Source organism: Candidatus Limousia pullorum, assembly GCF_057405065.1.
The window spans coordinates 932896-946175 of sequence record NZ_CM171614.1; the positions used below are offsets into that span (position 1 = coordinate 932896).

The following is a 13280-nucleotide window of genomic DNA, read 5'->3' on the forward strand; positions in this document are numbered from 1 at the left end:
GAGATAGAAACTAATGATAGATAAGAATACCAACTGGATGGAATATCAGGAGAATATGGAAGTTATTCCCCACGATATTATGGATCAGGTTATAGAAGCAAAGAATAATTTTGACCCGGATAAATACACAGCACTGGACGTAAAAAGAGCTTTGGACAAGGACAGCCTTTCACCTGAGGACTTTGCGGCTCTCCTTTCACCTGCGGCATTTCCTTTCCTTGAGCAGATGGCTCAGCGTGCCCAGATGGAAACAAGAAAGCATTTCGGAAACTCCGTTTACCTTTTTACACCTCTTTACATTGCCAACTACTGTGAAAACTACTGTGTTTACTGCGGATTTAACTGCCATAATAAAATACACAGAGCAAAGCTTAACTATGAAGAGATAGAAAGAGAAATGCAGGCAATCGCAAAGTCAGGACTTGAAGAAATACTTATCCTCACAGGCGAAAGTCCAAAGATGTCAAATGTTGAGTACATAGGCGAAGCCTGTAAAATAGCAAAGAAATACTTTAAGGTTATCGGCCTTGAGGTTTACCCAATGGACAGTAAGGATTATAAGTATCTCCACGAGTGCGGTGCAGACTTTGTTACTGTTTTCCAGGAAACATATAACAGCGATAAATATTCAACACTCCATTTGGGCGGAAGAAAGAGAATTTTCCCATACCGCTTTAACGCTCAGGAAAGAGCCTTGATGGGCGGTATCAGAGGCGTTGGCTTTGCGGCTTTGCTTGGTCTTGACGATTTCAGAAAGGACGCATTTGCAACAGGTATGCACGCTTACCTTATTCAGAGAAAATATCCACATGCTGAGATAGCTTTTTCCTGCCCAAGACTTCGTCCTATTATCAACAACGACAAGATAAATCCAAAGGACGTTCACGAGCCTCAGCTTTTGCAGATTATCTGCGCTTACAGAATTTTCATGCCTTTTGCAAGCATTACAATCTCCAGCCGTGAAAACGCAAACTTTAGAAACAACATTATCAACATAGCCGCAACAAAGATTTCCGCAGGCGTTGACGTTGGTATAGGCGGTCACGGAGATGAAAAGCAAAAGGGCGACGAGCAGTTCGAGATAGACGATGGCAGAACAGTTGACGAGATTTACAAAGCCATTAAAGACAAGGGATTGCAGCCTGTTATGAGTGATTATATCTATGTTGGATAATTTTAAACTTGTATGCGTCACCGCAAGAAAGCTTTGCGGTGACGATTTTATCAAAAGACTTGAAAAAATTTCAAAAAACTGCGACCTTATAATTTTGCGTGAAAAGGATTTGACAGAGGAAGAGTATTTTTCTTTAGGGGAAAAATTTCTTAATGTGTGCAGTAATGGCAGGGCAACTCCTGTACTTCATTGCTTTTGGAAAAAAGCCTTGGAGCTTCACCATGATAAAATCCACCTGTCACTAAAGGACTTTAGGGAAAATCCTCAGATAAGGGAAAAATTTTCCCTTGTGGGAGTTTCCGTCCATAGCCTTGAAGAGGCAAAAGAGGCGGAAGCTTTGGGCGCAGATTACGTCACCGCCGGACATATCTTTGAAACCGACTGCAAAAAGGGACTAAAGGGCAGAGGTCTTGAGTTCCTGCGTCAGGTGTCACAGAGAGTTTCAATTCCCGTTTACGCCATAGGGGGAATAAGCACAGAAAATATGGAGCCGGTAAGGGAAGCCGGAGCAAATGGCGCTTGCATAATGAGCGGATTTATGAAAGCCGATGATTTCGGCGAAAGCTTTTATAAAAGAAAAAAAGAGATACTTGAAAAGGAGAATAGAGCTTGAACCTTTATCAGTATTTAAAAGAATATTCAAAAGAAACTTACCCAATGCATATGCCGGGACACAAGAGAAATTTTCCCATTGTGGGTGAAACACCCCTGAAAGAAATAGACGTGACAGAGGTTGAGGGGACAGACGACCTTCACGACCCGGAGGGAATAATTCTCAAGTCCATGGAGAAAACCGCAGAGCTTTACGGAAGCTATTTCTGCCGCTATGTGGTAAACGGAAGCACCTGCGGAATTTTGTCCGCAATTTATGCCTTTACAGAAAGGGGCGACAGGGTGCTTGTGGCGAGAAACTGCCACAAATCCGTTTACAACGCCATAAACATCTGCGGACTTTTGCCGGTTTATGTCACCCCGGAGTATGACGATGAGTTTTCAATAAACGGAAGCATTTCCCCTGCTCTTGTGGAAAAAGCCTTAAACGAATATCCGGACATAAAGCTTTGTGTTTTAACATCGCCCACCTATGAGGGCGTTGTTTCTGATATTTCCGCAATCTCAAAAATTCTTCATGAGAAAAATATTCCCCTTGCGGTGGACGAGGCCCACGGAGCACATCTGGGATTTTCCGAATATTTCCCCAAAGGAGCAATAAAAAGCGGAGCGGACTGCGTTATCCACAGCACCCACAAAACTCTGCCCTGTCTTACCCAGACTGCGGCGGTTCATATCTGTAAAAGCTTGTGGGAGGGCGAAAAACTTCAAGAAGCCTGCCAAAAGCTTACGGAGGCTCTCGGAATTTTTGAGACCAGCAGTCCCTCCTATGTGCTTATGTCCTCAATAGACCAGTGCATGAATTATCTTTCTGAAAACAGTGCAAAAGCTTTTGAAAGCTATAAAAACATGCTGAAGGATTTTTCGGAAAAGGCGAAAGACTTAAAGCATATTAAAATCCTGTGCAAAGGAAATGACAAAAAGGAAAACCACAAAAGCTTTTACGATTTTGACAGCGGAAAGCTGGTTATCTCATTAAAAAACACAAATCTCAATGGTGCAGAGTTTGAAAAAATTCTCAGAGAGAAATATAAAATCCAGACAGAGATGACCTCATTAAACTACTGCGTGGCAATGACCTCATTCTGTGACAGTGAAAAGGGCATTGAAAGGCTTTTTGAGGCTCTTTCTCATATTGACCATGAATACGGAGCAGAAAATATTTTTATAAATGAAAATACAATGGGCGGAAAAATTATCGAACCGCCTGTAAGCATTTATGAAGCCCGGAAATGTCAAAAGGAATATGTAAGTCTTGAAGAAGCTGAGGGGAAAATCTGCGGAGAATACGTTTTTGCCTATCCGCCTGGAATACCTATATTTGCGCCGGGTGAACTTATAACGAAAGAGCTTACAGAAGAAATAAAATCTCTTTACAAAGCAAAAATAAACTTAAAAAGCTCGGGAGGAAACATTCCCGAAAAAATACTTGTGTTGAAATGACATATTAAGGTCTGTTTATGCGTATTGACATATAGACGAAAATAATATAAAATATACAGTGAGCAAAGCGTGGAGAACGCTTAAATTTTACCGAAAGAGGTGGCCACTAATGAAAAGAATTCAGACTTTGAACACAAGAAATCTTGCTGAGTCCGCAAAGAAGGGCGGCTGCGGCGAGTGCCAGACTTCCTGCCAGTCAGCTTGCAAGACATCCTGCGGTATCGCTAACCAGCAGTGCGAGCAGAAAAAAGCAAGCAAATAATTTTTTATTTGCCTAACCGTTCGCTGTACAGAACAGTTTCCTGTATTCTGTACAGCGTTATTTTTATCTCCGACCTGCAGGGGTAAGTTTTGGAAATTAACGCCAGCACAGGTCGGGCGAGACGTTTCCCTTAATCTTTGGAATGGCTCGCTCTCGATTAACTTTTTTATCTCCGACCTGCAAAGGTCATGTTAGAAAGTTAGCATCGTTTCAGGTCGGGCGAGACCTTTTTCGCAATTCTTAGAATGGTTCGCCTACATATAACTTTTTTATGATTACCGAAATTTAAAAAATAAAAATGAAAAAATATGAAAGGAATTGGGATATGATTCATCAGTATAAAAGCAACGGCTACAACATCATAATCGACGCCAACAGCGGAAGCGTTCATGTGGTTGATGATGTGGCTTACGACGTAATCGCCCTTTACGATAAGGGAGAGTCAAAAGAGAATATCACAAATAAAATCCTTGAAAAATATCAGGGCAAAGAGGAGATAACCGCTTCTGATATCGACGATGTTCTTTCCGACATTGAAGAGCTTAAAAAAGACGGAAAGCTTTTCAGCGAAAGCAACTATCAGAATTTGGCAATAGATTTCAAGGGAAGAGATACAGTTATAAAGGCTCTTTGTCTGCACATTGCCCACGACTGCAACCTTGCATGTAAGTACTGCTTTGCAGGAAAGGGCGAATATCAGGGCTGCAAGTCCCTTATGAGCTTTGAGGTTGGCAAGCGTGCTCTTGACTTCCTCATTGAAAATTCAGGCACAAGAAGAAATCTCGAGGTTGACTTCTTCGGCGGCGAACCTCTTATGAACTTTGAGGTTGTAAAACAGCTTGTAGCTTATGCCCGTGAGCAGGAAAAAATCCACAACAAGAATTTCCGTTTCACCCTTACCACCAACGGCGTTTTGCTTGACGACGAGGTAATGGAGTTTGCAAACAAGGAAATGCACAACGTGGTTTTGAGCCTTGACGGAAGAAAGGAAACAAACGACCGTCTGAGAGTTACCAGAAACGGACAGGGAAGCTATGACATGATAGTTCCTAAATTTTTGAAAATGGCTGAAAGCCGTGGACAGAAGGACTACTATGTTCGTGGTACATACACCCACTACAACACAGACTTTGCCGCCGATATTCTCCACATTGCAGATCTTGGCTTTAAGAGCCTTGCAATGGAGCCGGTTGTAGCTCCTCCTGAGGCGGACTATGCACTTAAATATGAGGATTTGCCAGTATTGTTTGAGCAGTACGACATCCTTGCAAAGGAAATGCTTAAAAGAGAAAAAGAGGGCAGAGGCTTCACTTTCTTCCACTACATGGTTGACCTTGAGGCAGGTCCATGTATTTACAAGAGAATTGCCGGCTGCGGTGTTGGAACAGAGTACATGGCAGTTACACCTACAGGCGAGCTGTACCCATGTCATCAGTTCGTCGGCAATGAAGATTTTATTCTTGGAAATGTATTTGACGGTATAAAAAATACAGAGCTTCGTGATGAGTTTAAGCTCTGCAATGTTTATGCACGTGAAAAGTGTCAGGACTGCTTTGCAAAAATGTATTGCAGCGGCGGCTGTACCGCAAACGCTTACCACTCAACAGGTTCACTTACAGGAACTTATGATTTGGGCTGTGAGCTTCACAAAAAGCGTATAGAATGTGCTATCATGATGAATGTGGCAAGACAGTTTAATGAGTTAAATTAAAAATAAAAAGCCGTGCTTAAAAAACACGGCTTTTTTGTTTGTTCTGTATCAGTAGTAGCGAAGAAGAGATACTATCTTTCCCAAAATAGTCAAGTTGTCTGTTATAATCGGTTCAAAGGCGTCGTTTTCAGGCTGAAGACGGAAACGGCCGTCCTCTTTGAAAAATCTTTTTACAGTGGCTTCCTCGTCAATTAAAGCAACAACGATGTCGCCGTTTTCTGCGGTATTTGACTGATTTACAATTACAATGTCGCCGTCATAAATTCCGGCATTTTTCATGCTTTCTCCCACAACACGCAGAGCGAAAAGATTTCTGCCACGGCGGAAGCTTTCGCTTATAGGAATGTATGTTTCAACTTCTTCAATGGCAAGGATAGGAAGTCCGGCGGTAACTTTGCCAACGAGAGGGACTTGTGCGGTTGCTCCTATTTTGTTAATTTTAATACATCTGTTGCAGCCTTTTTCCCTTTCGATAAGACCTTTGCTTTCAAGGGTCTTGAGATGGGCGTGTACCGTGGAGGTAGAGTGCAGACCGGTAGCTTCACAAATTTCCCTTACAGAAGGAACTCTTCCTTGTGAATTGCAGGACAAAAGGTAATCGTATACAAGTTTACAACTGTTTCCTAATTGTTTCATTATCATAACCTCCAATCTTATATACATATTATAACATATACTTTTACAAAAATCAAACATTTGTTTTTCGATTTCTTGAATTTTTTGAAAAAAATTTGTGAAAAATTTTTGCTTTTTGTTTTTTCTGATTGACAGAGGTGAAGAAATGTGATATTATCACTTTAGTTAGACGTAACTAACTAATAGAGCGGTCAATTTTTTAAAAGAAATAATATTATACAGTAGAGTTAGTTAAAACAAACTTAAAGGAGGAAAGATTTAATGAGTATCGTTATAGTAGGCGGAAACGAGTGTATGACATGTCAGTATGAAAATATATGTAAAAATTACGGCTGCAAGGCTAAGGTGTTTACTAAAGAAAAAGGAATGTTAAAGAAAAAATTGGGAAAGCCGGACCTTATGGTGCTTTTCACCTCAACGGTGTCCCATAAAATGGCTCTTTCCGCCTGTAAGGAAGCCAAAAGGTGCAACATTCCTTTGTGCAGATGCAGTGGAAGCAGTGCCTCTGCTCTTCACGATTTGCTGTGCCGCCATGTGGGAGTAAAATCATGAGTGAGATGCTTTTAATAGAACACTGCGCCCCGACCTTGGCGAGAATTAAAACCGCCAATCTTTTTAGCTGTACCTACAGTGACACAAAGACGCTGATATATTTTTTGATATATTGGAATAAAAATCTCAATCCCAAAGGTGTATATTTAAAGCTGATGAAGGCGGCAGGAAATAGGGCTTTGATTTATGTTTTCAGAAAAAGGGGACTTGAAGAGGATTTAAAGGATGAACAGGCAAACTGTTATTTAAAAAAATTAGGCTATAACACGGACAGTACAGAGGAAGTTCTCAATTTTCTGAAAAAAAGAATTTGCACACAGGATGATTTTCCACACGAAATAGGCTTCTTTTTGGGATATCCCCCGGAGGATGTTGTGGGGTTTATAGAAAATAACGGTAAAAATTTTAAATTCTGCGGCTGTTGGAAGGTGTACAGCGATGTAAACGAGGCGGAAAAAAGATTTCATATGTACAGAAAGTGCAAGGACGTTTACAAAAAGATTTACAGCTGCGGAAAGTCGGTAAATATGCTAACTGTTCCTGTAAAAGGCTGAAAATTTCCCAAAATCTACAGGTTTTTGTTGTAAGTAAAAGTGGAATATGTTATTATCTTATTGATATGGTTTTAAAGTCATATGAAGTTTTACTTTGAAAAGGGAGATGTAAATATGCCTTATATTCAGACAAAAACAAATATTCCAATAACAGAGGAACAGGAAATTAAGCTTAAATCAGAGATGGGAAAGCTTATCGAGCTTTATCCGGGAAAAACTGAAAGCAGACTTATGCTGGGATTTGAGGATAACTGCCGTCTTTGGTTTGGCGGTAAGAACGATACACCTATTGCCTTTGTTCAGGTTATGCTTTTCGGCAGCGAGGTAAACAGAGAGGGTGCGGATAAGCTCACTCCGGCAATCTCAAAGCTTTTAAAAGACGTGCTCAATATAGAAAGCAATAAGATTTATATAAATTACAGTGCATTTGCCAACTGGGGCAGCAACGGCGCTAATTTCTGATTGAGGTAAAATTATGAAATATTTTATCGCATCGGATATACACGGCTCATCATTTTACTGTGAGAAAATGCTCAAGGCCTTTGAAATGGAAAAGGCGGATAAAATTCTTTTGCTGGGCGATATTCTCTATCACGGCCCAAGAAACGACCTGCCGAAAAATTATGCTCCAAAAGAGGTTATTGCAATGCTTAATCCTCTCAAGGATAAAATTTTCTGCGTAAGAGGAAACTGTGACACAGAGGTTGACCAGATGGTTCTTGATTTCCCAATTTTGGCGGAATACTGCCTGCTGTGTGAAAAAGGCAAAATGATTTTTGCAACCCACGGTCATAAATTCAATTTGCAGAATAAGCCAAACCTTGAAAAAGGTTCTGTGCTTCTCCACGGACACACCCACGTTCCCGCATGTGTGGAAACAGAAACCTTCACATATATTAACCCGGGTTCTGTGTCAATCCCAAAGGAAAACAGCCGCCACAGCTACATGACGCTGGAGGACGGAGTTTTTCTGTGGAAATCTTTGGAGGATGATTCCTTCGGAGAAATCGAAAAAGAATTTAGATTGTAATTGAAGTAAGAAACATAGATAGAGTTTTTCTGTCTGTGTTTCTTTGTTTTTTGGAAAGGTGATAATAATGATTAAAACTGAATACGGGTATTTTTATTCCTGCTGGGAGGGGGAATATCTTTCGGAGCTTAAATATTTTAGAAATAATGAAACGGACAATGACTGTGAACCTATGGATGAAAAGGAAAAAGAGCTGGAAAAACAGCTTAGGGAATATATGAACGGAGAAAGAAAAAGCTTTTCGATTCCTTTAAATCCTAACGGCACACCGTTTCAAAAAAAGGTCTGGAATGAGCTTTTGAAAATCCCGTACGGAGAGGTTAGAACCTACGGAGAAATCGCCGAGGCTGTGGGATGTCCCAAAGGAGCCAGGGCGGTGGGTTTAGCCTGCAACAAAAATCCCATAATAATATTGATACCATGTCACAGGGTGGTTGGGAAAAATGGCAAGCTTACGGGCTATGCCTGCGGAATAGATGTAAAGGAAAAATTTCTTTCTTTGGAAAATGCAAAGCTTTAAAGAGGGTTGACAAGGATAAACTGTGATATTATAATGGTGACATAATGTCATATGACAGATTGTCGTATGATGTAGAAAAAGGGAAAAGGCGGTCAATAATGATAAAGAAAACTTTTTTAAATCTTCCCACGGAAAAAAGGGACAGAATTATCCGTGAAGTAAAAAGGGAATTTGCGGAACATCCTGTGGATAAAATCTCCATAAACAGAATTATCCAAAGGGCTAAAATTTCCAGAGGCAGTTTTTATCAGTACTTTGACGATAAGATGGACTTAATAACCGTTGTCACCGGGGAATTTTCCAATCATATGTATGAAACCATTGCAAATTCAATGAAGGAAAGCGGAGGAAATGTTTTTCAGCTTCCTATTGATATGTTTAACGGAACAATGGAGTTTGTACAGCGTGGAAATAATTTTGAAATTTATAAAAATCTTTTTGCCAACATCAAGGCAAACGGAGATGATTTAAGCGAGTATTTTTCCTGTTTGAGCAAGGAAAAGCTTCAGGAATTGTCTGAGATAGTGAACAGAACACAGAAAAATATGGATCAAAAGGAATCTAAAGCCTTGAGAGAAATTCTGTTTTTGGTGTTGAGAGGCGCAATATTTGACGTTTTTGCAAGAGGAAAGGATATAAAGGAAGTCGGAGAATCCCTTGAGATGAAAATAAATCTTATTAAAAAATGTGTCGGGGAGGAAAATCCTAATGGTTAAATTCAGTGTAAAAAAGCCGCTTACTGTTTTTGTGGCGGTTATTCTTGTGCTGGTTTTGGGATTTACCGCATATTTTGAGATGACGCCGGATTTGCTTCCGAACCTTGATTTTCCATATGCGGTTGTCATAACAACTTACCCGGGAGCAAGCCCGGAGCAGGTGGAAACAACTGTGACAAAGCCGCTGGAGCAATCCATGGCTACATTGGATAAGATAAAAAATATAACCTCCACATCCTCTGAAAACTATTCAATGGTTATGATGGAGTTTTCAGAAGATGCAAACATGGACAGCATAACAGTTGATATCCGTGGAAACATCGATAAGGTAAAGGGCTATTGGCCGGAGGAGGTTTCAACTCCTATACTTATGAAGATAAACCCAAATATGCTTCCGGTAACTGTTGCGGCGGTAAGCTATGAGGGAAAGGACACGGCGGAGCTGTCAAACTTTATAAACGACAGCATAATGAACAACCTTGAGGGCGTTGAGGGCGTCGCCTCGGTGAGCGCCTCGGGACTTTTGGAACAGGGCGTAAACGTGGTGATTTCTCAGGAAAAAATCGACGGCGTTAACCAAAAGATACAGGACGCCATAGAGGGAAAGTTTGACGAAGCCAGAGAAGAAATAGACAGCGCAAAAACAGAGATAGACAGCGGACTTGCTCAGGCTCAAAGCGGTCAGCAGGAGCTTGTATACAGCAAGGAACAGCTTGAACAAAAGGAGCAGGAGGCGCAGTCACAGCTTTCACAGGCGGAAAGCGAGCTGGATGCAAAAGCTCAGGAACTTGCAGAGGCTAAATTGCAGCTGATAGAGGGAATAAACCAGATTGAAAGTCAGAAAGAAAGTTTAAACGCAGTTTATTCCCAGGTATTGCAGATAGTTGAATCAAAAGATGAGCTGTTGGCTGCAAGAGAGGAGCTTGCCCAGCAGCTTGAGAAGCTGGAAAGCGAGGGCTTAGGTGACAGCGAAGAAGCCCTCGAAATAAAAAATAAGATAGCGGAAATTGACAGCACCTTTGAGTCAATAAACGCTATATTGGAACCGCTGGGATATTCAGTGGATACAATAGACGAGGCTGCAACATATCTTGAACAGCAGATTGAAAGTCTGAATACAGCGGAAAAGGAGTTGCAGAATAAGCTTGCCCTTACAGAGCAGGGGGAAGTTTCCTTACAGCAGGCACAGGATGAGCTGGAAGCTCAGAAAAACAATGTTAATTCCCAGATTCAGTCGGGAAAGAACCAGATTTCAGGAGCGGAAAGCCAGCTCAATTCAACTATTGACCAGCTTAATCAGGCTAAAAGCCAGCTTGACGCTTCTTCTGCGGAAATTGATGAGCAGGAACAACAGGCTCTTGACGGAGCTGACATAAGCGAAACCATAACAATGGATATGGTTTCCTCAATTCTCACAGCTCAGAACTTTTCAATGCCCTCGGGCTATGTAAACGACACAGAGGGAACTCAGTACCTTGTGAGGGTCGGCGACGAGTTCTCCGATATAACGGAAATGGAAAATCTCCAGCTTTTCGATATGGGAATTGAGGGTCTTGACCCAATAAAGCTTTCCGATGTGGCGGATGTATTTATCACGGATAATTCCGACGAGATTTTTGCAAAGATAAACGGAGCGGACGGCGTGCTTTTGAGCTTTACAAAGCAGTCAAACTACGCCACAGCCGATGTTTCCGACAATATATCGGAAAGATTTACCGAGCTTTCGGAGAAATATCCGGGACTTGAATTTATTTCACTTATGAGTCAGGGCGATTATATCCACCTGATTATAGACGGCGTTATAAACAATATGATATTGGGCGCAGTCTTTGCCATTATAGTGCTTTTGTTCTTCTTAAAAGACGTAAAGCCAACCTTGGTTATTGCAGTTTCAATACCTATAAGCGTAATTTTTGCCATTGTGCTTATGTATTTCAGCGGAGTTACACTTAATATGATTTCCCTGTCTGGACTTGCCATAGGCGTTGGTATGCTGGTTGATAACTCTGTTGTTGTAATTGAAAATATTTACAGACTGAGGAATTTGGGAGTTCCGGCACATGCGGCGGCTGTAAAGGGAGCAAAGGAAATGGCGGCTGCCATAACCTCATCAACTCTCACCACGGTTTGTGTTTTCCTGCCCATTGTGTTTATACAGGGAATTACAAAACAGCTTTTTGTGGATATGGCTCTTACAATAGCTTATTCACTGCTTGCAAGCTTGATTGTGGCTTTGACGCTTGTTCCGGCTTTGAGCAGTACGGCTTTAAAGAAAACAACCACAAAAGAGCACAAGTGGTTCGATAAAGCCTTAAAGGCTTACGAAAAATCAATACAGTTTACCCTGCGCCACAGAGGACTTGCACTGCTCGCCGCATTTTTGCTTTTGGTGGGAAGCACCGTGGGCGCATTGGCAAGAGGTTTCAGCTTTATGCCGGATATGAGCAGTAACCAGATTTCAATAACTGCAACTTTGCCTTATGACAGCTCCTATGAGGACACCGAGCAGACGGCACAGGCTATTTTGGATGTTATGGAAAGCTATCCGCAGTTTGAAACAACCGCTTCAATGGCAGGAAACATGGGTTCTGTTATGGGAATGGCGGGAACTTCCGACAACACAGGAAGCGTCACAGCCTACGGAGTTTTAAAGGACGAATACGCCAAGGACAGCTCCGAGATTTCAAAAAGTCTTGAAAAGGATTTGGAAAATATAAATGCTGAAATAACAGTAAGCGGCGGTTCTTCCATGTCCTCTATGTCAACCCTTATGGGAGGAACAGGCGTTACCGTAAACATTTACGGCGACGATTTGGACACAATGAAGCAGACCGCCGAAAGCGTTGCAAAAACCCTTTCCCAGATAGAGGGAATAGGCGAGGTTGACAGCGGTACAAAGGAAACAACACCTGTTCTTAAAATTACAGTTGACAAGGAAAAAGCTTCGGAAAACGGTCTGACAGTGGCTCAGGTCTATGCCGCAGTAAGCGAACAGCTTAGCTGGTCAAAAACCGCAACCTCACTTAAAAACAGCGACGGTTCATCCCTGGACGTTATTGTAATTGATGAGAACAAGGAGAACACAACTCCCGAGGATATCTCAAATATGACATTGACGGTTACGGGAATGGACGGAGAGGAAAAAGAAATACCGCTTACTGAGGTTGCCTCAGTATCAGAGCAGACCACACCTGATTCAATTTCAAGGGACAATCAGAGAAGATATGTGACAGTGACCGCAGAGGTTAAGGATGGCTATATTTTAAGCCACGTTGCCTCGGAGATTGAAAACAAAATGGAAAGCTTTGAAATGCCTGCGGGCTTCTCCTATGAGATTTCCGGAGAAAACGCTTCCACTATGGAAGCTGTATGGCAGGTGCTTAAAATGCTTGCCCTTGCCATTGTGTTTATCTATCTTATAATGGTTGCTCAGTTCCAGAACTTCAAGTCGCCGTTTATCGTCATGTTTACAATTCCACTTGTGTTCACCGGAGGATTTTTGGCACTGCTTATCACCGGCAACGACGTCAGCGTTATGTCCCTTTTGGGATTTGTAATGCTCAGCGGTATCATAGTAAACAACGGTATTGTGCTTATCGACTGCATAAACAGACTGCAAATCGACGAGGGCATGACAAAGAAAGAAGCCATTGTAAAGGCAGGCGTTATAAGAATGAGACCTATTCTTATGACAGCACTTACCACAGTTTTAGGCTTGTCGGTTATGGCTTTGGGAATAGGCACAGGCTCTGAGATGATGCAGCCTGTAGCAATAGTCTGCATAGGCGGACTCATATACGCCACATTTATGACACTGTATATAGTGCCTGTAATGTACGACCTTATGAATAAAAAGCCCCCAAAAGCCGTTAAGGATGAGGACTTGGAATTTGAGATAGAAAATATTTAAAACGATAAAAACCGTGGTTCATAATTTGAGCCACGGTTTTGTTCTGTAAAAGAATTTTTTGAAATTAGTGATAATAAAATACAACACATAATTCTATAAAAGAAAAAACCGCCACGACTATAAATAACCGTGGCGGTAAAATTATAATTTAAAAATGAAA

Annotated in this window: 13 protein-coding genes; 12 read left to right on the forward strand and 1 reads right to left on the reverse strand. The window is 41.5% G+C overall.

Features of this window, described 5'->3' with window-relative positions; genetic code table 11:
• Positions 1 to 13 precede the first annotated feature (13 nt).
• From thiH to scfB, 5 genes are all read left to right on the forward strand, one after another.
• Positions 14 to 1174 carry a 2-iminoacetate synthase ThiH gene (gene thiH / locus CGICJO_RS04030; RefSeq protein WP_087378785.1) on the forward strand — a complete coding sequence of 387 codons (1161 nt, stop codon included), beginning with the start codon at positions 14 to 16 and terminating at the stop codon, positions 1172 to 1174.
• Positions 1164 to 1787: a thiamine phosphate synthase gene (locus CGICJO_RS04035; RefSeq protein ID WP_486499726.1), complete on the forward strand. Its 624-nt coding sequence runs from the start codon at positions 1164 to 1166 to the stop codon at positions 1785 to 1787. Before thiH ends, CGICJO_RS04035 begins: the two co-directional genes overlap by 11 nt.
• Positions 1784 to 3229: an aminotransferase class I/II-fold pyridoxal phosphate-dependent enzyme gene (locus CGICJO_RS04040; RefSeq protein ID WP_486499727.1), complete on the forward strand. Its 1446-nt coding sequence runs from the start codon at positions 1784 to 1786 to the stop codon at positions 3227 to 3229. The genes CGICJO_RS04035 and CGICJO_RS04040 overlap by 4 nt, the downstream gene beginning before the upstream one ends.
• Positions 3230 to 3338: 109 nt before the next feature.
• Entirely contained in the window at positions 3339 to 3491 is a 153-nt protein-coding gene (scfA, locus tag CGICJO_RS04045) for a six-cysteine ranthipeptide SCIFF (protein WP_087378791.1), read from the forward strand.
• A 325-nt stretch (positions 3492 to 3816) separates the two neighbouring features.
• Complete coding sequence (gene scfB, locus CGICJO_RS04050) at positions 3817 to 5202, forward strand: thioether cross-link-forming SCIFF peptide maturase (RefSeq protein WP_486499728.1); 1386 nt, start codon at positions 3817 to 3819, stop codon at positions 5200 to 5202.
• A gap of 48 nt (positions 5203 to 5250) precedes the next feature.
• Here scfB and lexA read toward each other — a convergent pair whose 3' ends face one another.
• Positions 5251 to 5844 carry a transcriptional repressor LexA gene (lexA, locus tag CGICJO_RS04055; RefSeq protein WP_242968267.1) on the reverse strand — a complete coding sequence of 198 codons (594 nt, stop codon included), beginning with the start codon at positions 5842 to 5844 and terminating at the stop codon, positions 5251 to 5253.
• A 255-nt stretch (positions 5845 to 6099) separates the two neighbouring features.
• On the opposite strand from lexA, the gene CGICJO_RS04060 reads away from it, so the two are divergent.
• The 7 genes from CGICJO_RS04060 (at position 6100) to CGICJO_RS04090 (ending at position 13120) form a co-directional block, all read left to right on the forward strand.
• On the forward strand, positions 6100 to 6390 hold the full coding sequence (locus CGICJO_RS04060; protein WP_087376668.1) for a DUF2325 domain-containing protein: 291 nt from the start codon (positions 6100 to 6102) through the stop codon (positions 6388 to 6390).
• A complete protein-coding gene (locus tag CGICJO_RS04065) occupies positions 6387 to 6944 on the forward strand; it encodes a DUF3793 family protein (RefSeq protein ID WP_486499729.1) in 558 nt (185 codons plus the stop codon). Before CGICJO_RS04060 ends, CGICJO_RS04065 begins: the two co-directional genes overlap by 4 nt.
• Before the next feature lie 114 nt (positions 6945 to 7058).
• Positions 7059 to 7406: a phenylpyruvate tautomerase MIF-related protein gene (locus CGICJO_RS04070; RefSeq protein WP_486499730.1), complete on the forward strand. Its 348-nt coding sequence runs from the start codon at positions 7059 to 7061 to the stop codon at positions 7404 to 7406.
• A gap of 13 nt (positions 7407 to 7419) precedes the next feature.
• Positions 7420 to 7974, forward strand: a complete 555-nt coding sequence (gene yfcE, locus CGICJO_RS04075; RefSeq protein WP_087376673.1) for a phosphodiesterase — start codon at positions 7420 to 7422, stop codon at positions 7972 to 7974.
• A 67-nt stretch (positions 7975 to 8041) separates the two neighbouring features.
• Positions 8042 to 8494: a methylated-DNA--[protein]-cysteine S-methyltransferase gene (locus tag CGICJO_RS04080; RefSeq protein ID WP_486499731.1), complete on the forward strand. Its 453-nt coding sequence runs from the start codon at positions 8042 to 8044 to the stop codon at positions 8492 to 8494.
• Positions 8495 to 8592: 98 nt separating this feature from the next.
• The gene (locus CGICJO_RS04085; protein WP_486499732.1) at positions 8593 to 9210 is read left to right on the forward strand and encodes a TetR/AcrR family transcriptional regulator; all 618 of its coding nucleotides are present in this window, start codon (positions 8593 to 8595) and stop codon (positions 9208 to 9210) included.
• On the forward strand, positions 9203 to 13120 hold the full coding sequence (locus CGICJO_RS04090) for an efflux RND transporter permease subunit (protein WP_486499733.1): 3918 nt from the start codon (positions 9203 to 9205) through the stop codon (positions 13118 to 13120). The genes CGICJO_RS04085 and CGICJO_RS04090 overlap by 8 nt, the downstream gene beginning before the upstream one ends.
• Positions 13121 to 13280: the final 160 nt, after the last annotated feature.

Excerpts from the sequence above, each read along its gene's own strand:
- thiH (WP_087378785.1), top strand. The coding sequence starts at position 14 with ATGATAGATAAGAATACCAACTGGATGGAATATCAGGAGAATATGGAA.
- CGICJO_RS04035 (WP_486499726.1), top strand. The coding sequence starts at position 1,164 with ATGTTGGATAATTTTAAACTTGTATGCGTCACCGCAAGAAAGCTTTGC.
- scfA (WP_087378791.1), top strand. The coding sequence starts at position 3,339 with ATGAAAAGAATTCAGACTTTGAACACAAGAAATCTTGCTGAGTCCGCA.
- scfB (WP_486499728.1), top strand. The coding sequence starts at position 3,817 with ATGATTCATCAGTATAAAAGCAACGGCTACAACATCATAATCGACGCC.
- lexA (WP_242968267.1), bottom strand. The coding sequence starts at position 5,844 with ATGATAATGAAACAATTAGGAAACAGTTGTAAACTTGTATACGATTAC.
- CGICJO_RS04060 (WP_087376668.1), top strand. The coding sequence starts at position 6,100 with ATGAGTATCGTTATAGTAGGCGGAAACGAGTGTATGACATGTCAGTAT.
- CGICJO_RS04065 (WP_486499729.1), top strand. The coding sequence starts at position 6,387 with ATGAGTGAGATGCTTTTAATAGAACACTGCGCCCCGACCTTGGCGAGA.
- CGICJO_RS04070 (WP_486499730.1), top strand. The coding sequence starts at position 7,059 with ATGCCTTATATTCAGACAAAAACAAATATTCCAATAACAGAGGAACAG.
- yfcE (WP_087376673.1), top strand. The coding sequence starts at position 7,420 with ATGAAATATTTTATCGCATCGGATATACACGGCTCATCATTTTACTGT.
- CGICJO_RS04080 (WP_486499731.1), top strand. The coding sequence starts at position 8,042 with ATGATTAAAACTGAATACGGGTATTTTTATTCCTGCTGGGAGGGGGAA.
- CGICJO_RS04085 (WP_486499732.1), top strand. The coding sequence starts at position 8,593 with ATGATAAAGAAAACTTTTTTAAATCTTCCCACGGAAAAAAGGGACAGA.
- CGICJO_RS04090 (WP_486499733.1), top strand. The coding sequence starts at position 9,203 with ATGGTTAAATTCAGTGTAAAAAAGCCGCTTACTGTTTTTGTGGCGGTT.